Here is a 17410-nt window from a genome sequence, read left to right on the forward strand (position 1 = left end):
TTCTGGGCTGGTTCATCAGCTCGGGGCATTGTTGCGGTCGCTTATCAGGCGGGTGCGGACAATCTGCGGCGTCAGCTGTGCGCAGCTGTACGGGCCCAGGTCCCGCCCGGCGTGGTCCTCGACGGTGAGGCAGTCGTATGGAACGGGGACCGGTTGGACCTCGAGGCGTTGCAGCGGCGCATGGTCAGCTCCAGAGCGACTCTGTCGGCGCTGATCCACGATCTGCCGGCATCCTTCGTGGCCTTTGACGTGCTGGCTGTTGCCCGGCAGGACATTCGGGGGGTCCCGTTCACGGGCCGCGGCAGCTGCTCGAGGAACTGGCCCGGGGCTGGGCCGCTCCGTTGAACCTCTCCCCCACCACCACCGACATGGAACTGGCCAAGACCTGATTGAAGGATCTGCCCGCCTCCGGGGTGGAAGGGCTGCTCTTTAAGAGCGGTTCGGAGCCCTATCCGGCAGGGCTGCGCTCCTGGTTGAAGTTGAAGACAAAAACCACTTTGGATGCGGTCTGCGCGGCCGTGATAGGACCAATATCGCAGCCACAGGTGATCATCGCCGGCTTGCCGGTCGAGGGGCAGCTGCGGATCGTGGGCCGCTCCACGGTCCTTTCGACGCGGGTAGGGCGTGAGCTGGGCAGCCAGCTCCGCCCGGCACGGCCCGGGCACCGTGGCCGGAAGAGATCAACGAAACGTCGCTGAACAGATTTAGCAAAGACAGAGGCCCGGTTCACCTGACGCTGGTGGAGCCCATCGTGGTTGAAATATCGGCCGCCGTCGCGTGGACCGGCAAATTTTTTCAGACATGGCGTCGGCTACGTGCGGGTCCGTCCGGAGTTGAATCCGGATAAGGTCTCGTCACCTCTCAATAAGCCCTAGATCTCGGGATTTCTGTCGTCGGCAGTGATACGGAATCCATACCGTGTAAAGCACAGATGGTGCGGCGCCTCAATGTTGCACTTAACGCAACAGCCTGCGGCGCCCCCGGAGTTTTGCCGAGTGTTAGCTCAACTCAAATTGGGGTATCCGGGCAGGACTGTTGAGCACTGTAGAGTTTGGGACATGTCGAGTCCCGAGTCAGACAAGTCAGGGGCTGTCGGTCACACCGTCAGCCCGTTGAACCGCTAGTTACGACGCCTACAATCAGTGTGGGCCAGTGTCTGGCGTACCCGGGACGCTGACCGTGGTGACAAGAAGAACCAATTCTTGATCTCTCACCTCGGAGTACTCGATGCCTTTTGCTCTCTACATGCTCGCCTTGGCGGTCTTCGTCATGGGCACTTCAGAATTCATGCTCGCGGGTTTGCTCCCCGCGATAGCGACCGAACTTGACGTCTCGGTCGGCACTGCGGGCCTACTGACCTCCGCATTCGCGGCCGGCATGGTCATCGGCGCGCCAGTGATGGCGGCATTTGCTCGCCACTGGCCGCCGCGGCTCACACTAATCGTCTGCCTTCTCGTGTTCGCGGGAAGCCACGTCATCGGAGCCTTGACATCCGTGTTCTCGCTCCTCCTTATCACCCGGGTGCTTAGCGCTCTTGCAAACGCCGGATTCCTCGCCGTAGCGCTGAGCACGGCCACTACCCTTGTGCCAGCGAACCAGAAGGGGCGGGCGCTGTCGATCCTGCTCTCCGGCACGACGATCGCAACCGTCGCGGGCGTCCCCGCTGGAGCACTGCTCGGCACAGCGCTGGGCTGGCGAACAACGTTCTGGGCGATCGCCATCCTCTGTATTCCCGCGGTCTTCGGAGTCGTTCGAGGCATCACATACAAAGCCGGTCAGACCGTATCTAGCGCGTCCTCGCCAAGCCTCCGTGCCGAGCTCAGCCAGTTGGCGATGCCGCTGCTCATCCTGGCCATGGCGCTCGGAGCGCTGATCAATGGCGGAACTTTTGCGGCATTCACGTTCCTGGCAGTCGTCGTGATCCAGACCGCGGGTCTGGCCGACGGGTGGGTGTCTGTCGCGCTGGTGATGTTCGGCATCGGATCGTTCCTTGGTGTCACGATCGCCGGACGACTATCTGATCAACGACCTGGCGTCGTGCTCGCACTAGGCGGACCGCTGCTGCTGACAGGCTGGATCGCGTTGGCATCGCTCGCGTCGCATCCCGTTGCGCTTATCGTCCTCGTCCTCGTTCAGGGCTTCCTGTCGTTCGGCGTCGGCACCACCTTGATCACGCGTGTGCTGTATGCAGCGTCGGGTGCGCCAACGATGGGCGGTTCGTACGCAACCGCAGCATTGAATATCGGAGCTGCCTCGGGGCCGGTCCTTGGTGCGTTCGGGCTCGCGAGCGGGCTGGGGTTGCTCGCTCCGGTTTGGGTAGCCTCGGCGCTGACAGCAATCGCTCTTGTCATCATGCTTCTCACAGGGCGCGCGCTCACGAAAACCGCTGCGGAGGCCACTCGATGACTCATCCGAATGCGCTTCTCACCCCTCGTACCCGCCTCCGGTTAGCCCGTCCCCTACCGGCCGCAGACGAACGGGATGATCGAGCAATTCCACCGCACGCTCGTGGACGGATGGGCCTATGCCAGGTTTCACGGATCAGAAGCCGAGCGACTCCAGGCTCTGCTCGGCTGGCTCCACTTCTACAACCACCACCGACGCCACTCAGCGGTTGGCTACGCACCCTTCGACCGACTCAACAACGTCCTTGGACCACACAGCTAATCTTCATCGACTGGCTCGCTTGAATATCTACGGTTCCGAATAAGGGACTCCGCCAGATGCCAGACCGGAGCTGGACCCCTGCCGACGTCGAACTCCCACCGCACATCAAATCCCGGTAACCCAAAATGCCCGGTCGCCGTCGGCGTAGCGGTGGCCGGGAGCAGCTTTGAACGAATAGCCCTTTGGAGGCGGCTAGCCTCGGGTCGTCTTCACCCGTTTTGGTTGTTCTACTTTCTAGAGTCCGCGCCTCGGTCGGAGACTGTTGAGGAAGGCGTCAATGCCATGGCCGGTAGGGTTCTTCTCGAAAATCTGGACCAGTTCGGCTGCGAGGTCGCGTAATTTGATGTTGGTGTGGCTGCTGCCGATCATGAGGACCCGCAGGGCGGCCTCGGCGGTGATGCCGAGATGGCACATCAGAATGCCGACGGCTTTGTCGACGGACTCATGGGTGCGGGTTGCCCGCAGAACAGCCTCGTGGGTGGTTTTTCGGATTTCCCTTTCAAACAGCTCGGTCAGGTCGAACAGGCAGCCCTGCAGAATCGTGGGACCGCTTTGGGTCGGGCGCAGTCCCTGGCCGTACATCAGGACCCGGTGCTCCAAGGCCAAGGTGTCGATGAGGCGGAATGCTGCGCAGAACTGCGCCGCGCCGAGACTGGCGTGCATCCATAGCCGCTCAACGGCCACCCTATCGAGGGCGTGGACGTGGGAAAGCATCAGCACAGGGGTCGGAACTACCTCCCTTGGCGCGAAACCGTACAGCTTGTAGGTCTCTTCCGACCAGCGCATCCTCCGGCCGTCATAGTGGAAGACCCCCACGAGGAAGGTCTGCCATGGTTCGCTGGCAGCCGCGACGTTGTCGAGGAAGTTCAGACCCGACATCACCCCTCCTCCGGCGATGCCCGGAGCCCGCCGTGGGCGGCGTGTCCCGGACCTGACTATGGGAAGCTGTCCGGGCGCCGCTTCTGTGACGCCGCCCGGGCCTCCCGGCCGCACCGCAGATACACTCCCGGTCAAGGGACGTGGAGAACTCGTCCAACCGGGATACCAGCAGTGCCGCTGACATCAGTAAAGCCCCCGCCCGCACCGCGCGCACGAGTACCCGGTACTCACTTTTGAGCGCGCTTCGATGCCCGGCTACTTGCTAGTACGCGTCTGGCCGCTTTCCGGGCCTGCCTCATGATCTTTCGCTCACGCCGATCAAGGGCCCACAGCAGTGACAAGGTTGTCCCCACCCACACCACGGCGAGCAGTAACACCAAGCCCAACGACGCCAACGGATGCATGCCTAAGCATAGAGCCCGTCACCTGCCGGGAGGCAGCAAAGCGCAGCAAAGCGCAGCGAAGCTAACTTGTCACTGCCCCCTGCCACACTTATTCCGGCGGCCACCCGGCCGCTTTTTCTACCGTGTCGATTCGAACATATATTCTAGTGGTGTGGTAGTGAATCCGGATCAAGCCAAGGCACTGCACGCGAGATATTCCAAGCGTGCGCAGCCGTTCGGGCTCACCCTGGAAGAGCTTGATTTCAAGAACTTCCCTCTGCGTAACGGGTACCCGGGGATCCCGGTTCGTGCCTGGCTGCGGTTCCCGAACTGCGCCGAGCTCGTGGAAGGCGAAGTATTCGCCTGGACGGAACGGGCGGCGGAAGTGACATGGAAGGACGGGCCGTTGACGTACCGGACGTGGGTGTGGGCCTCGGCGGTGACCCGTCGCGGAGAAGCAATGAGCAGGAATCTAGGAGAGCGCGTAAACCGTGACAGCAACAGCGAATGAAACCACCCTCAACACCCCTGTCGATGTCCGGTTCAGCCCAACAGGCCGGCCGCTGGCCGTCAGGCATGACGGCCGGCTCTGGGTCATCACCGAAGAACCGGTGCACTGGTTCGAACGGGACTCCTGGTGGGAACGGCGACAGACCGCCCCGGTAGGCGTCGGGAACATCGTGGACATCGAGTTCTGGAGGGTGCAGGTCAAGCTTTCCGCGAATTCGGCCCTGCGGACCTTTCTGCTGCGCCTCGATCCCGCGGCCGACGGATGGCTGCTGGAATCCATCAACTAATGCCGGCTAACCTATACCGCTCCCCTGTCCCCGAGCAGTTGTGGGAGCGGATCCGCAACGAGTTCCACCTGCCCAGTCTGGAACAGGTCCGCGAAAGAATCTCTGCCGTGCGTGAGGATCCCGAACCAGTGATGCGGCAGGTGGTCCGGATCTTCCTGGACGGGGGGACGTATTGCCCTGGTTATCAGTTCCGGCCTGATCTGACTCTGGAGCCGGTGGTGGTGGAACTCTTCGAACGGGCCATGGAGCTGCGGATCCCCCACAACTACCTCGCACTCTGGATGATGGTCCCCTCCCCTGCCCTGGGATCCCGGCCCGTGGACCTCCGTCGCAGCAGCAAGGCGTCGGTGTTGCTCGCACTCCTGGAACAGACCTTCACGGAGACGGCAGCCTAAGACATGGGAGTGAAAGTGACCCTGACCGTAGAGTCCGGCAACGCGAACTAAGCCACGTCGACGCCGATGGCGCGACCTACGAAAAGGCCAAAGCAGCAGCCGAAGCGCTGATCCCGGAAGGCTCCAAAGCCATCGCAATCCGCACCGGTTAGCAGACGGCGTCGGCTCCGTCCTCAGCGGACGTGTGGATGTTCCTCGGCACAGTCCCTGATCGGAGGGAACCGCGGCTCCCGCTTCAAGGCTTCCTGGTATCTGGCCTGAAGGATGCCCGCCAATCTTGACGCAGCGTCGTCCCACCCGGCAGCGGCCAATCGTTCCCCGTTCGACAACCCGTTATCTCCCATGTCGATGACGGGAGGTAGGCCTCTTGGCACTTCCAGCCCGGTCAGCAGAATGGGAGCGATGACCTGGCTGACGTGGCGTCGCATAGCGTTGAGATCCCTAACAGGATTCACCCACGCTGAGTATGGCTCGGGCCGTTGGACCATCACTGCCGGGTTAGTATCCAGGGAAGAAACCTGCCCCCAGGGCGTTCGGGGTACCATGGCGTCGCCAGCTTTGATTTCCTGATGCGCGAGGTCCTGCTCGGATAGGGGCATAGCGAGGCTCGCCCTCGTTGTAAGACGCTCCCTGCGATAGACCTCAACGTCATACAGAGCAAGGGGCAGAACCGCACCAGCCCTTAACCCGCTGCTAGTGTTTCGATGTGACCACCCACGACAATGCTGGCCGCACCATCGATGCCGCCGAAGACGAACTCCTGGATGCCATGCGAGCCAGTGACCTCGAAGCGTTGGATCGGCTCATCTCCGATGACCTGAAGTTCATCGACCCTGCCGGCACCGTCCTCACCAAGAAGGCAGATCTGGAAGCACACCGCACTGGGGCCACCAACTTCGACCGAATCGAGGAAACCAACCGGCGCACCCTCGAAGCCGACGGCAGCGGCACAACAGACACCACTGCCAGCGCTGTGCTGCACACCCACGGATCACAGATCGAGATCCAGCTCCTCTGGCACCGGGAATGGAGGATCATTGACGGACGCTGGCAAGTACTCGCCGGCTCCGTCGCCGTACTCGACTGAGAACTCCGACCGACACCAACGGTGCTCGCTTATCGAATGAAGCGCGGGTTCCGCCGGGGTCCAGACCGTCGCAGCGGCAGGAAAAACCGGCGCATGCAAGGTCATGCACGTCCCAGGACAGCGAGGGAGTAACTGCCCGACGCGCCACCATGCGCCCCGGACTCTGGAATGTGCTCACTGGTGGAGCCCATTCCAGAGTCCGGCCCACTGCTCAGGTGTCAGAGCCTTGGGCAGTGCTCGCGTATCGACCCCTCCGAGTCTCAGCAGTTGCGTGACGCGGCCGCGATCAGTGCGGGCGGCATGCGCGACGATGCGGTCGAGACTCCCGCCGCGGCCGATGAACACCGCTTGCACGAATCGCTCGTAGACAGCGCGCTGTCTCAAAGGAATGAGGGATTCGGCGCGGCGGGTGATCTGAATGATGCCGCCGTCAACGCTGGGACGCGGCCTGAATCCCCACGAGGGCACCCGTCCATGAAGGGTGAAGGTGAACCACGGGGCGGTCTGCGCGGTCAGCATCGTCGATCCGCCCACGCCGCACCGTTTCCGCGCGACCTCCCACTGGGTGAGTAACACCGCCTGCTGCCAAGAACCCTTAGTGAGCAGGCGTCGCAGGATAGGGGTTGTGAGATGGAAGGGGATGTTCCCCACCACGACCTGGTGCGTCAGCGGGTAGGTCATCGCGTCGGCGTGCTCGACAGTCACACCGGGAAGGGCACGTTGCAGGGGCGCGGTCCGGTGCTCGTCGAGATCGATCGCTGTGAGTGCCCTGCCGAGGGTGGCGAGAGGTCGAGTGAGGGCACCGTCACCGGCCCCGAGCTCGAGTATTGGTCCGTGCGTGGCTGCGACCAGCTTCGTGACCTGGCCGATGGTAGGTATGTGTGTGAGAAAGTTCTGGCCGAGTTCGTGTCGGCCGCCATGGGATGAACGAGGCATGAGCGCGCTCCAAGAAAAGAAAGGTGGAGCGCCCCGAAATCAGGCAGATAGTGAAACCGAAATGGGTACGCGATATCGCCGTTCCGAGACGCAGATGGTCTCTCAGATGGACGACGCGCGAAGCGTTCATCGACGCGCGCCGTCAGGCGCGGCGGTCGCGAACAGCGCGCGTGTACGTCACAGCGGACACGCAAATCAAACTACCCATGCCCGCAATCCTACCTTGCGCATGCCGTGGCTCGCTCGGCTAAGGTCGGCTGGTTGTGCCGCAGGCCTCTCGGTTACCCCGACCGAGAGGCAGCACCGTGGCACCAGAACGCACGACGAAGAAGCACCATTGATCCGCGCAGAAGCAGACATCTCCTCCGAACACCGCACGCGTTTCCCTGACCTTGAACCACTCACCGCTAAGTGCCCATGGGGAAACTGCTCCGACCCCACCACCGGACGATTCACCCAACCCGACCCATCCGACCAAGAACAGAACCGCTACCTCTACGCAGGCGCCGATCTCAAATACAGATGCATCCGGTCTGCTAACCACGGGTGAGGCGGTGGGTTCGGCGATAGGAATCGGCGTGACAGCTGGGAGTATCGCACTTGGATGCGCCGCCACATTTGGTGCAGGATGCGCCGTAGGAGTGGCCGTTGGTTTTGGGGCTTTCTCCGGAGCTGTCGGAGGGCTCACCGGCCAAGCGGTGGGGGCTAAGATCGACGGAGAGAGCCAGGAGGAGCTTAGCGGCGCAGCTTTAGGAGGGTTCTTCTCGGGAGCCGTTACAGGCGCTGCCGGCGGAGCAAGGGGTGCATACCTGCAACAGATCGCGGGATGGTCGAAGTACATCTAGGGACAAGTTACAGGGGGTAAAGATGAAGATGAAATGGTTGCTTTCCACCGTTCTTCTGCTCATATGCATCGCTATCGCAGTATGGATTTTGTCAGGATCAACGGACATTTGGCCTGCGTTGATGGTGGTCGTCGGAGTGGTGGTTGCCGCAAATTTCGCTGTCCAATGGGGGTGGTTCGAAGGCACGGGACAACCAGCAAGCGATGAACGATTTACTCTCGCGCAGCAGGTCAAAGCCCCCCAACCCAAATGATGAGTAGACGTCTTCCTACCGATACTTGTCTTTCTGGCTGTCGGAATTGTAAACCGCAGTATGCCCATGAACTTGGGCTGCCATCGGGCTCGTCGACGCGCCCAGGATCCGTGCAAGAGCGGAGAAGCGACCGCCTGCGCGGGCCGTAGCGGCGCAGGGCATAGCGGTTGTCGGCGGGACTGAAGATTCTTGGCGGCTTAGGAGGCTGTTTTCGTTTTGACCAACCAAAGTAAAAAGATCCTTTTGGGTGTCGGGAGTGCCGTGTTGATCGCAGTCCTCGTGGGTGTAGTAGCCGGTTGGGAATGGGCTCTCGGCGCGATCATTGCTTCAGGAACAGGTTTGGGGACATGGATCGGAGTCCGTGCCGGAAATAGGAGCGCACGGGAAACTGATAAGTACCGCGAGGAGTGGTTGGGAAAGAGGAGGGGTTCCGGACCTGACGAGAGTCAGCGGTTCACAAAGGAGTCAGAATGATGGGACTGCGTAAAAGCCGGGAAAGTCCTTAGCCGACACGTGCCCAACCATTCCTGCTCTGCTACAGGCCGACGCAGTTCGCCCGCGATCGTCCCGCTTCCTTAGGAGTGGGATAACAGCACGAGAGTTAAAAGTCTCTAGGAAAGAAAGTATGACTACAGCCGGGCTACTCATCTTTGTCAGGGTCTCATCATCCTTGCGATGGCTAGACTTATTCTGCCCGTGCTCACTAAGCGCTATCTAGCAAGAAATCCAAATAGCGATTCGTCCAAGCATGACCGCTTCCAGCGAGCTTATGCCGCCATTTTCGTATCGCTATTCCTTCTTACTGGGCTGATCCTGTTCGTGGTCGGGCTTGCTAATGGGGGGTCGATACGTTTTGGCACCTGAGGATTTGATTCCGGTCGTCGTGCTAGCGGCGGTATCGGCCGCGCGGCGTGAAAGACAGAGAGGAAAGGTGGCTCTTATTCAGAAAGTGGATTGCGCAGCGGCAGGTACAGTTCATCTCAAGCGTCTTTGGCGGTGGCGAGCAAACGGAGATTCAAGAGGATCGAGTCAAAGCTGCAGAGAAGTTCGGAGTGCTATTCAGCGTGCTCCTCTTAGCGGCGGCAGCTGTAATTGCCGTGCTGTCAGCGGTGGCGTCGCGATGACCTGGGGCCAGGTGTCACGGGACCGTTCCTACTAGTCGCTGGTGCATTTCTGGTGGTAACCGCCGCAGTGCTGTACCTCATGCGTAAATCCCTGGCTCGCTCCGGGGAAGATGCTTGGAAAGCGTCTTCGGGCAACGGTAGGTTCAAGTCCTACGCGTTTCAGTACAAGGCATCGATTATCGCCGCGTTAGCCGTCGGGGTTGCAGGGCTTACCTTGCTGGTCTTCGGCGTTCTGGAACTGTAACTACCGGCTGAAGATAGAGAAGGACCCAACCTCTGATTCGACAGACCGATCCGGACACCACTGGCACTAATCGTCTTGTTCTTGATCATCGTCACCCTGTTCGCCGCCACTCGCTTCCTCCACACGAAACTGAATCACCGTTTCCCTACTCCCCGATCGTCAGCCCCGCTCGAAAAGGCTGTCCCACTTCCTTGGAAACGGCACTTCTTTTGGTGGGACACCCGCTAACCTGATTCCTGCCGCAACGTGGCTGATCTTGCGTCGAGCTCCATTCACATGATCTTCACCAGCTAGCCTGCGATGGACCGCTCTTCGCGGGCGAAGAGGGCATCACGATCCTTGCCACGCCCTGGCGTGAGGGTCAGTAATACAGAAGTGAGTCAATCAGCAGGGGTTTCCGGACCCCTTGTGAGATTCAGGAGGCGCTGCTGAAGTTTGGCTTCGGCTTCTTCCCGGCGTTTGCCCACGACCAGCATCTGCTGAGTCGCCGGATTGTGCCGTGGGATGCTCGGCCGTGCTTCCCGCTTGGCAGCTACGGGATGATTCTCAGGCTCGGTGCCCTCTGATGGTTTCTGGCCCATGTCCCATGATCCCACCACCGCGCGTTCCCGGTACATGCGTGCTGTTTTCCATTGTTCGGGGGCGACCGTCACGATAAATTCTCCAGTAGGAGCCTGAACACTGGGCGCCGCAGGAAGGCTTCACAGGCAACGGACAGTAGCCATGAATGACCCACGACAACGAGCGCGGCACCTCATCGAACAGGAAACCATCACCCTGAACCGGCTATGGGTCAAATACTGGACCCACGGCGGCACCGGCACGGTCTTCGACCTTGATGCCTACCTTTATGAGGTACAGGAACCAACACCCCTGCAGCTCCAAAGCCTTAGCCTGGCCTTGGAAGACCTGGAGAACACCGAGTGAATGCCCGCCGAAAGCCACACGGTCCCGCGACCACAGGACCGTGCTGGTTGGCACTGGGGTTCCTTATGCCAGTCCGTTCTAAGGAGAATCGCGAGGTTGTTTCAAGATCAGAGACGGCCGTTAGTGACTGTCCCGGGCCTACCATTTCCTTGGTACTGGGACACCTGCGGGGAGCTTGTGTATCTATTTGCTCTGGTTCTCTGTCATGCTGCAAGAGTGTCTATACCGGGGCGCTAACCACTTGGCGGATTGATTCCCGCCGTTAGATGAGGCCTCCATCCACGATCCACGCCGGACAGCACAGACCCTGATCGCGGACCACACCATCACCCTGGATGAACTCTGGATCCAGTGGTGGGCCAACGGGGGTTGGGCCAACGAAGCCGAGCTCGGCGTCTATCTCACCGCCCCGCAATGGTCCGATTCCTTTGATCTGAACGTCCTCGCCTGGGCCCTGGAGGACCTGGAACTGGGCGGGCCCCAGTCCCCCGGACCGGTGGTTTACGGGTAGGGACTGAAGCCCCTGTCCTTTCCGTCCCCCAGGCCGGAGGACCCTCCTTCGGGAACGATGCCCCGTAAGATCAGCAGCCCGGGCCTGTTGGGGGTTGGAGTCCCCTGAGGGTTTCAGTCCTCGAAATGCGCGGTGGGCTGGCTTCCGCTGAGGTGGGCGATCATGTCCGCGGCGACCGAGTGGACTTTTTCGTTCCGGTAACTGGAGGCCTTGTTCAGAATCTTGAAAGCCTCTTCCTGGGAGCAACGGTTCTGGGCCATGATCATCCCGCACGCAAGGTCAATAACAGTTCTGGTGGCCATGGCCGTTTTCAGGTCAGTGTTGAGCTGTTCAACGGTTTCGATCCGGATCGCCAAGCGCAAGGTACTGCCGGCGACGTCCGCGAACGCGGCAGCCTCACCGATCACCGCAGGGGTAAAAAGCCCCGCTTGTGGGGCGAAAAAGTTCAGCACCGCCTCGGACGTTTCGCCCAGGTCCATCGGAACACCCAAGGCACTATGGCAGCCTTCGATAGCCAGGACACGGCTGTATTCCGGCCAAGAGGTATCAGTGTCCACGTCAGCGAGCAGCACCGGCCGGCCCAGGTCCAGGGCGTCCAGACACGGACCCTGTCCGAGGCCTTGCTCCACGCGGTCAAGGAGCACGGCCTTGTCGCTGCTGCCCGCGACGGTGGCAGTGCGCTTACGGCGACGCAACGTCAACGCGCAATCGATCGGCGCACCCGCCGCCTGGCTCATCGCTTTGGACGCGAAACCAGTCACGCCTTCCAGAATGGATGTGATGTCCGCTGACTCGGCCACCAGCTCATGGAGGTTCAGGATGTGTTCGGCGTGTACTGGGGGTTCCATAAGCACCATAGTAGGTCCCGCCCTGCGGCCTCGTTCCCGTAGTCAGGGTAAGTAGCTGCCCTGTAACTTAATTAATAAGGAGGCTGATGAGCTACTCACAGGAACCCGTCAACAGCACTTGGGATACCCAGGACATGAACGACCCACGACAAACAGCACGAGAGCTCCTCAAGAGGGAGGCCATTACCCTCGAACGCCTCTGGCTCAGGTACTGGGGCCAAGGCGGAAGTGTCACCGAGTTCGAATTCGACGCTTACGTCCACGAAGCACTGAAACCCCCTCCCTACGATCTCAAACTCATCGCTTGGGCCATCGAAGACTTGGACGCCGGTTCAAGCTCCTAACATCGGTTCAACCACCGCCGCAACCAAGGAAAAGGGAAAGCCCCTCGGAAAAGGTCAACACGTGAGCCGAGGTGGGAACACCTAAAGCCAACCAAAGGTGCTGGCAAATAGTGCTAAGTAACCTTATGATTCTCGTAGATCGGGACCGTCCCGAGGCTTCATTCGGATAAAAGCATGTGCGACTGAGGAGAACAAATGACCCCTACCCATAACCCCGCCCGGAACCGCACAACAATACAGCGAGCAGCGCAGATAGTAGGAGCGGTCTTTCTCCTCGTAGGGGTCCTTGGCTTCATCCCGGGGATCACCTCAAACTACGAGACCCTGTCGTTCGCCGGCCACACTTCCGATGCCCTGCTGCTCGGGATTTTCCAAGTCTCAATCCTGCATAACATCGTGCACCTGCTCTTCGGCGTCGCGGGTATTCTGATGGCCCGCACCGCGGGCCAGGCCCGTAACTACCTCATCGGGGGCGGGGCCGTGTACCTGGTGCTGTGGATCTATGGCCTGCTCATCGACCAGGAATCCACCGCAAACTTCGTCCCGGTCAACAACGCCGACAACTGGCTTCACCTGATCCTGGGTGTCGGAATGCTTGTCCTGGGCTTGGCCCTTAGCCGACGGACAACTACAGGACGACCTGCAACCACAACCGGCCGGTGAGATCCATCCTTCAGCAGAGACTCCGGGGGCGGCGGTCCGTTCCCAGCAGTGCTGAGGCCATCCCGACCAAATCCGGACGCGCGGATGCCTGATGTAAAGCGCTGGCCTACCAGCCCGCTGCTCTCTACAGCCGCCCGCCCGTCGAGCAAGGATGGAACGAAAAGCTACGCAGCCTGGGACTAACGTACCCGGCAGTCATTGCCCTCGACGCGGTGGCGGCCACGGGCCCCATCACCCAAACAGGCCTCGCCGAAGTTATCCGTGTGCGGGGCCAGACTTTGGGCCCGACACTGCACAAACTCGAATCCCAAGGCTATGTAGATCGCCGACGCACCCCCGGGAACCGTCGCAGCCAATACGTTTCCATCACGGACACAGGCAGACAGCTGCTTCAGGAGGCCCACGCCCTCGAACGTGATGTTCTAGCAGACTTTGACGTCGATCCCGGCGGACTGCGGGACGAGCTGGAAAGCATCGTTCTCAAGGCACCAAAAGACCGCTAAACAACGTAGCCCGCGAACGCGACCACTGACGGCTATGGCCTATCAGAAGAAGCGGTAAGGCCTATCATGGGTCCGGAAGCCGTGACGGGTTCTGATGATTTCGGGGAGGAGGACAGCTGTGGCCACCGATTACGACGACCTGCGTCCAGAGGTCAAGGAAGCTCAGGAGCAGTCCCTGGAGGCTCTGCAGGCAGCCAGCGCCCCCACCGCGATGAGTGCGGTCCTGGAGGTCGAAGAAAGCGATGAACCCAGCACCGGGGCCCCGGCCGGGGAAATCATCGCCGAAGAGCTGGTCGTTCAGGTCGTCCCGGCAGGCGCCGACGAATTCACCTGCTCCTCGTGTTTCCTGGTCCATCATCGTTCCCAGATCGCGAGGGAGCAGGACGGCCTGCTCTACTGCAGCGATTGCGAAGCCTGAACCTGGGCCATGGGTGAACGTTCCTTTTCCGGGTCCATACGCCGGATTCTCCTGTGATGCGTCTTCCTTCGGAATTTGTCGGAGAAGCTGCGGCTCTGCTGGGTGTGGGCGCAGCCGCGCCGTGTAAGTAACGGGGATACGCCATCTGGCATTTCTTGTAGCGGGACCGCGGCGCTTGGACGTCGTAAAGAATATCTGCCGTAATTTCGTGTCGAACCGGGTAGTTAACAGTTCGCCTCCTGAGTAAAACTCAGTAGGCCTGCAGGGCAGCCTGGTTTTAATCGAGTACCCAGTACTGGTGTTCCTGTTTCCAGCGCAGGGTTAACTGGTCACGGAAGTACGGGTAGTCCCAGATCGCTTGTGATTCCGAAGTCACGAACCCGCGTAGGCGACTGCCTAGCGCCGGCACTCCCGGCCAGGGAGACGTGCCGGGCACTGGACGAGGCCGGCGGCGACAGAGCTTCCCTGGAAGCTCTTCCCCAGCCGCCGCTGGCTTCTCGAGCTGGGAGGGCATGAGTCCTGCCCCATGCCAACCCAAGCCCATCATCCCCACGGATCCCCGAAGCGGGCTGGTCCCCGTCAGACTCACCGCCACGGCCGCCGACGGTCCTAGGCCCGTCTCCCGGAAACCGGGCACCGGCTCATTCGCCATGGCTTTCAGCCCGGCGTCGGCGTACCTTGAAAGCGTCCGAGTCCATCGAAGCCCACAAGCCAAAACTTACTTGGGTTTTATCCCTGCCAGGTAGCGTGCGAGGTCGGATGCGTCACCGCGAGTTGGTGGTCCGGGCGCTTCCTGGGACGTTCTCCAAGAGAACGGCTTGGTGACGCTTGTGGGGTCGAAACTGTCGCCCCCGATGTGGATCCCAACATCGCCGGGCAGCGTGAAGTTCGGGAAGAAGACGTGGTCACCTTTTTCGTCTGTGCCCGACTGGCTGGAATCCTCCACTGGTATGGCGATCGTGGCTTTTGTGTCCCCGGTGAGGACCGTGACTCTAATGACGCCTTCGAAATCTTCGCGGTGTCCCGGCTTCAAGCTGAGCAGAGCCGACTCGCCGGCGGTCAGATCGTAAACCAGCGGCGCACCTTCGGCAGGGCTGTCCGGCTCATACTCCGGCGGTTCTCCCCAGTACGCCGGGGAACGGTTGTCGGTCGGGAGGATCCCCTGCTGTTGGGAAACGGCACCGCCTACCGGCAAGTCGCAGTAGAAGGGAACCAGAGGCGTGTTCGGTTTTTCGCGGCGCCCTTCGGCTTTGAAATCCCGAAGAGTCAGCGTTCCTGACTCAGCCGTATTTCTCATGCTGACAGCTAGTTCCCGGACAAACGGTTTCCCATACCGGTCAAGCCATTCGAGCTGTTCCTTCCCGCAAACAAATGCCCCGGTGAAATCCGGGGATGCAACAAGCCCTGTCGGCATCTCGGAAAAGGGAGCATCCAAAGGAACCGCATAGGCGTGAGACGACGGATCACCGCTCCGGGCCATTTCCAGTTCCAAATTGGGAAGACCACTGGGACGGGCATTGACTGTCTGCAGCAGAGAAATCACAGTCGCCACAAGTCCGGCAACAAGAGCAACTCCGCCGATGATGACCCACACCCTCCGCCACAATCCAGGTGGAGGTTCTTCTCTCTGGCGCAGAGCGGGAGGTTCGGTTCTACGAGCCCACCTCGGATTGCTCCTGGCCTGCGATGTTTTCCTACCCACGCTGCCCGCTTCCCTCCTGCACAGACTCCGGTGAGGCAGATTGTCCTCCCGTCTCGGGAGCACTGGCAAGGATTCCACCGGCGACCGGCGGCACCCAACCCGCGAGACCGAGATAGTGCAGCTGATACTCGTTCGTCCCAGTCCAACCACCCTATGATCACCGCTTCCTCTTCAGGGCATTCCATTTCCTTGGAGGCGGAACACGCTCGTTTCGAGACGCGCCTCGAAGCCAGGTTGAGGAGATCGTCAGTGAGGAATACACCGCGCTCAGCGACGGGCCGATCCGGGACTAGGTACCTGTGCTGATCGACTCGCAACCAAGCTCTGACTCCGTACCTAGCAGCTCCGAGAGTCCCTGGGCCAGTCACAGGTCCTCCGCTTACAAGAAGGAGCTCGGCATCCGTCACCGCGCCCAGCCGGCCTTACGAGATCCGGCAAAGTCGACCCCACCGAGCTCGACATTCCCATCCTTGGAGCGAACGGGAAGCCGTACCGACCATGGTTGGCCGTCAAAGAAAAGGACGCGTTCCTAAGCGGCTGTGGCGACCCACCCTGAGCAACCGTAGATGCCGGTGCCGGCGCTTCGGTTATTCAGGCATGCCCGGACGTACACGGTACCACGCAGTCCGCTGCCTTGCGCTTGGCTCTGAGTGCCGCTTCCGTTGCTGTTGGTCAGCGTCGCGATGTAGGTAGTCCCGTTCGAAACGTACCTGAGCTGCGCTACAGATGAGACGCCGTCCACGCGGGTGTCCTGGCTCGATAGGACGTTGGTGGAAGAGTTGTAGTAGGCGTAGGATCCGGTCACTGACGCCCCTGCACTGGCGGATGCCATGGGTGCTGTGGCCAGCATTGAGATTGCTATAGCGCCCGCGGCTGCAAGGCTACAGCGAGTGGACGGAGATTTGATTCCGTAAGAGTGCGGGCCTGTTGCCGGCCGATCGTGATGACCAAGGCTTCCTCGCCTAATCAAGGACGCTTGAGCTGTTTGGTGCCCGGCTCATTGAATAGACCGTGGGTCCATCCGGTATCACGGTCGTATCTGTTACAAGGAAACCAAGGCGTCCGTAAAGCCTCACGTTACGTTCGTCCGAGGTTTCAAGCACCACGGCGCCTGCCTCTTGATCTATACGTGTGAGACCCTCTGAGGCCACGGCCGTACCTAGCCCTCTACCTTGATGAGCTGGGTCGACTCCCACGGTTGCCAAATTCCACGCCGGCACCGTTGGCTGGGGCAAGCGCAGGTCAGCCAACGCGGTCACGCGGGAACCTAACAGTTCCACGACTTCGTTCTGCATCTCGGGTCCAGGTTCGGGTGCATCGGGCGGAAGGAATGCAGCGACGGAGCGCAGTTGTTTATCGACCAAGACCAATCCATGGGCAAGCGCATGTCCGACGTAGAGGTACTGTAGCCGTTCGAGTCTCTGCTCATAACCGTCTTCGGGGATCGACCATCTCGTCCAAGGGTAAAACTGAAAGGCAAGGCCAAGGACGCGGGCCGCAGCCCCGAGGTCTGCGGCGGTTGCTCGACGAACCAAATCTGTCATGAGAAGTGCTCCTACGGAAGAGGGACCGCGGATCCCGCAGCCCGTCAAGCCTTCCACGCATGGTCGAATAAAGTCCATCTGCCAAGCACCTTGAGATACAGGCAGTGAAGGGTCGATACACCCCCGAGCTCCTGCGGAAGCAAACCAACGCCGGAATCAAACCGTTGCCCTTCCTTGGAACCAGGACACCGTGCTTGGGGACTTCACATGCGATCAAGGCGGGCTTTGTTTGGGAATCTGGAGCGCCGCCTTCCGGGAAGACGCTCTAACTAGTCCGTGACGATGAGAGCATTGGCTCGCGCCCGATCCTGTACTGCGTGATGATCCTCGCTTCGCAGTT

The 17410-nt window shown here is 60.7% G+C and carries 21 protein-coding genes and 1 pseudogene; 15 read left to right on the top strand and 7 right to left on the bottom strand.

The features are described 5' to 3' along the window. Positions 1-111 precede the first annotated feature (111 nt). From AC0J5Z_RS21845 to AC0J5Z_RS21860, 4 genes and pseudogenes are all read left to right on the top strand, one after another. Complete coding sequence (locus AC0J5Z_RS21845; protein ID WP_475036490.1) at positions 112-345, top strand: ATP-dependent DNA ligase; 234 nt, start codon at positions 112-114, stop codon at positions 343-345. Between the two features lie 807 nt (positions 346-1152). Continuing rightward, a complete protein-coding gene (locus tag AC0J5Z_RS21850) occupies positions 1153-1206 on the top strand; it encodes a chloramphenicol resistance leader peptide (protein ID WP_475039834.1) in 54 nt (17 codons plus the stop codon). Between the two features lie 21 nt (positions 1207-1227). Beyond that, entirely contained in the window at positions 1228-2406 is a 1179-nt protein-coding gene (locus AC0J5Z_RS21855; RefSeq protein WP_475036491.1) for a Cmx/CmrA family chloramphenicol efflux MFS transporter, read from the top strand. Between the two features lie 51 nt (positions 2407-2457). Beyond that, positions 2458-2667: pseudogene (locus tag AC0J5Z_RS21860) on the top strand (integrase core domain-containing protein); the annotation flags it as partial. Positions 2668-2901: 234 nt separating this feature from the next. On the opposite strand, the gene AC0J5Z_RS21865 reads toward AC0J5Z_RS21860, so the two are convergent. Further along, positions 2902-3546 (bottom strand): ANTAR domain-containing protein, encoded by a 645-nt coding sequence (locus AC0J5Z_RS21865; protein WP_475036492.1) that lies wholly within the window; start codon positions 3544-3546, stop codon positions 2902-2904. Between the two features lie 555 nt (positions 3547-4101). On the opposite strand from AC0J5Z_RS21865, the gene AC0J5Z_RS21870 reads away from it, so the two are divergent. The 4 genes from AC0J5Z_RS21870 (at position 4102) to AC0J5Z_RS21885 (ending at position 6208) form a co-directional block, all read left to right on the top strand. Next, entirely contained in the window at positions 4102-4440 is a 339-nt protein-coding gene (locus tag AC0J5Z_RS21870) for a hypothetical protein (RefSeq protein WP_475036493.1), read from the top strand. Continuing rightward, on the top strand, positions 4421-4726 hold the full coding sequence (locus tag AC0J5Z_RS21875; protein ID WP_475036494.1) for a hypothetical protein: 306 nt from the start codon (positions 4421-4423) through the stop codon (positions 4724-4726). The genes AC0J5Z_RS21870 and AC0J5Z_RS21875 overlap by 20 nt, the downstream gene beginning before the upstream one ends. Beyond that, a complete protein-coding gene (locus tag AC0J5Z_RS21880; protein ID WP_475036495.1) occupies positions 4726-5121 on the top strand; it encodes a hypothetical protein in 396 nt (131 codons plus the stop codon). Before AC0J5Z_RS21875 ends, AC0J5Z_RS21880 begins: the two co-directional genes overlap by 1 nt. 706 nt (positions 5122-5827) lie before the next feature. Then, positions 5828-6208, top strand: a complete 381-nt coding sequence (locus tag AC0J5Z_RS21885; RefSeq protein ID WP_475036496.1) for a nuclear transport factor 2 family protein — start codon at positions 5828-5830, stop codon at positions 6206-6208. A 174-nt stretch (positions 6209-6382) separates the two neighbouring features. Here the strand turns inward: AC0J5Z_RS21885 and erm are convergent, their stop codons facing one another. Continuing rightward, complete coding sequence (erm, locus tag AC0J5Z_RS21890) at positions 6383-7144, bottom strand: 23S ribosomal RNA methyltransferase Erm (RefSeq protein WP_475036497.1); 762 nt, start codon at positions 7142-7144, stop codon at positions 6383-6385. Between the two features lie 578 nt (positions 7145-7722). On the opposite strand from erm, the gene AC0J5Z_RS21895 reads away from it, so the two are divergent. Together AC0J5Z_RS21895 and AC0J5Z_RS21900 are read left to right on the top strand one after the other, a co-directional pair. Continuing rightward, a complete protein-coding gene (locus AC0J5Z_RS21895) occupies positions 7723-7989 on the top strand; it encodes a hypothetical protein (RefSeq protein ID WP_475036498.1) in 267 nt (88 codons plus the stop codon). Positions 7990-9418: 1429 nt separating this feature from the next. Next, the gene (locus AC0J5Z_RS21900) at positions 9419-9610 is read left to right on the top strand and encodes a hypothetical protein (protein ID WP_475036499.1); all 192 of its coding nucleotides are present in this window, start codon (positions 9419-9421) and stop codon (positions 9608-9610) included. Between the two features lie 380 nt (positions 9611-9990). Here the strand turns inward: AC0J5Z_RS21900 and AC0J5Z_RS21905 are convergent, their stop codons facing one another. Further along, complete coding sequence (locus tag AC0J5Z_RS21905) at positions 9991-10263, bottom strand: hypothetical protein (protein WP_475036500.1); 273 nt, start codon at positions 10261-10263, stop codon at positions 9991-9993. Positions 10264-10333: 70 nt separating this feature from the next. Here AC0J5Z_RS21905 and AC0J5Z_RS21910 point away from each other — a divergent pair, with 70 nt between their 5' ends. After that, entirely contained in the window at positions 10334-10537 is a 204-nt protein-coding gene (locus AC0J5Z_RS21910; RefSeq protein WP_475036501.1) for a hypothetical protein, read from the top strand. 624 nt (positions 10538-11161) lie between these two features. On the opposite strand, the gene AC0J5Z_RS21915 is transcribed toward AC0J5Z_RS21910, so the two are convergent. Next, positions 11162-11896 carry a GAF and ANTAR domain-containing protein gene (locus AC0J5Z_RS21915; RefSeq protein ID WP_475036502.1) on the bottom strand — a complete coding sequence of 245 codons (735 nt, stop codon included), beginning with the start codon at positions 11894-11896 and terminating at the stop codon, positions 11162-11164. 86 nt (positions 11897-11982) lie between these two features. On the opposite strand from AC0J5Z_RS21915, the gene AC0J5Z_RS21920 reads away from it, so the two are divergent. The 4 genes from AC0J5Z_RS21920 to AC0J5Z_RS21935 all read left to right on the top strand — a co-directional run bounded on the left by AC0J5Z_RS21920 (position 11983) and on the right by AC0J5Z_RS21935 (position 13824). Then, positions 11983-12240: a hypothetical protein gene (locus AC0J5Z_RS21920; RefSeq protein ID WP_475036503.1), complete on the top strand. Its 258-nt coding sequence runs from the start codon at positions 11983-11985 to the stop codon at positions 12238-12240. A 195-nt stretch (positions 12241-12435) separates the two neighbouring features. Beyond that, positions 12436-12903 carry a DUF4383 domain-containing protein gene (locus AC0J5Z_RS21925; RefSeq protein WP_475036504.1) on the top strand — a complete coding sequence of 156 codons (468 nt, stop codon included), beginning with the start codon at positions 12436-12438 and terminating at the stop codon, positions 12901-12903. Between the two features lie 212 nt (positions 12904-13115). Next, positions 13116-13406, top strand: coding sequence for a MarR family transcriptional regulator (locus AC0J5Z_RS21930; protein ID WP_475036505.1), 291 nt, complete (start codon positions 13116-13118; stop codon positions 13404-13406). Positions 13407-13524: 118 nt separating this feature from the next. Continuing rightward, a complete protein-coding gene (locus AC0J5Z_RS21935; protein WP_475036506.1) occupies positions 13525-13824 on the top strand; it encodes a DUF4193 domain-containing protein in 300 nt (99 codons plus the stop codon). 718 nt (positions 13825-14542) lie between these two features. Here the strand turns inward: AC0J5Z_RS21935 and AC0J5Z_RS21940 are convergent. The 3 genes from AC0J5Z_RS21940 to AC0J5Z_RS21950 all read right to left on the bottom strand — a co-directional run bounded on the left by AC0J5Z_RS21940 (position 14543) and on the right by AC0J5Z_RS21950 (position 17070). Next, positions 14543-15121: a hypothetical protein gene (locus AC0J5Z_RS21940; protein WP_475036507.1), complete on the bottom strand. Its 579-nt coding sequence runs from the start codon at positions 15119-15121 to the stop codon at positions 14543-14545. Positions 15122-16055: 934 nt separating this feature from the next. Further along, the gene (locus tag AC0J5Z_RS21945) at positions 16056-16376 is read right to left on the bottom strand and encodes a hypothetical protein (RefSeq protein WP_475036508.1); all 321 of its coding nucleotides are present in this window, start codon (positions 16374-16376) and stop codon (positions 16056-16058) included. Positions 16377-16488: 112 nt separating this feature from the next. Next, positions 16489-17070 (bottom strand): GNAT family N-acetyltransferase, encoded by a 582-nt coding sequence (locus tag AC0J5Z_RS21950; protein WP_475036509.1) that lies wholly within the window; start codon positions 17068-17070, stop codon positions 16489-16491. Between the last annotated feature and the right edge of the window lie 340 nt (positions 17071-17410).

It is taken from the genome of Paenarthrobacter sp. TRD_SC_7 (assembly GCF_056156245.1).

Bases quoted from the DNA above. Each gene is read 5' to 3' on its own strand.
- AC0J5Z_RS21855 (WP_475036491.1), top strand. From the start codon at position 1,228: ATGCCTTTTGCTCTCTACATGCTCGCCTTGGCGGTCTTCGTCATGGGC.
- AC0J5Z_RS21865 (WP_475036492.1), bottom strand. From the start codon at position 3,546: ATGTCGGGTCTGAACTTCCTCGACAACGTCGCGGCTGCCAGCGAACCA.
- AC0J5Z_RS21880 (WP_475036495.1), top strand. From the start codon at position 4,726: ATGCCGGCTAACCTATACCGCTCCCCTGTCCCCGAGCAGTTGTGGGAG.
- erm (WP_475036497.1), bottom strand. From the start codon at position 7,144: ATGCCTCGTTCATCCCATGGCGGCCGACACGAACTCGGCCAGAACTTT.
- AC0J5Z_RS21910 (WP_475036501.1), top strand. From the start codon at position 10,334: ATGAATGACCCACGACAACGAGCGCGGCACCTCATCGAACAGGAAACC.
- AC0J5Z_RS21915 (WP_475036502.1), bottom strand. From the start codon at position 11,896: ATGGAACCCCCAGTACACGCCGAACACATCCTGAACCTCCATGAGCTG.
- AC0J5Z_RS21920 (WP_475036503.1), top strand. From the start codon at position 11,983: ATGAGCTACTCACAGGAACCCGTCAACAGCACTTGGGATACCCAGGAC.
- AC0J5Z_RS21925 (WP_475036504.1), top strand. From the start codon at position 12,436: ATGACCCCTACCCATAACCCCGCCCGGAACCGCACAACAATACAGCGA.
- AC0J5Z_RS21940 (WP_475036507.1), bottom strand. From the start codon at position 15,121: ATGAGAAATACGGCTGAGTCAGGAACGCTGACTCTTCGGGATTTCAAA.
- AC0J5Z_RS21945 (WP_475036508.1), bottom strand. From the start codon at position 16,376: ATGCTGGCCACAGCACCCATGGCATCCGCCAGTGCAGGGGCGTCAGTG.
- AC0J5Z_RS21950 (WP_475036509.1), bottom strand. From the start codon at position 17,070: ATGACAGATTTGGTTCGTCGAGCAACCGCCGCAGACCTCGGGGCTGCG.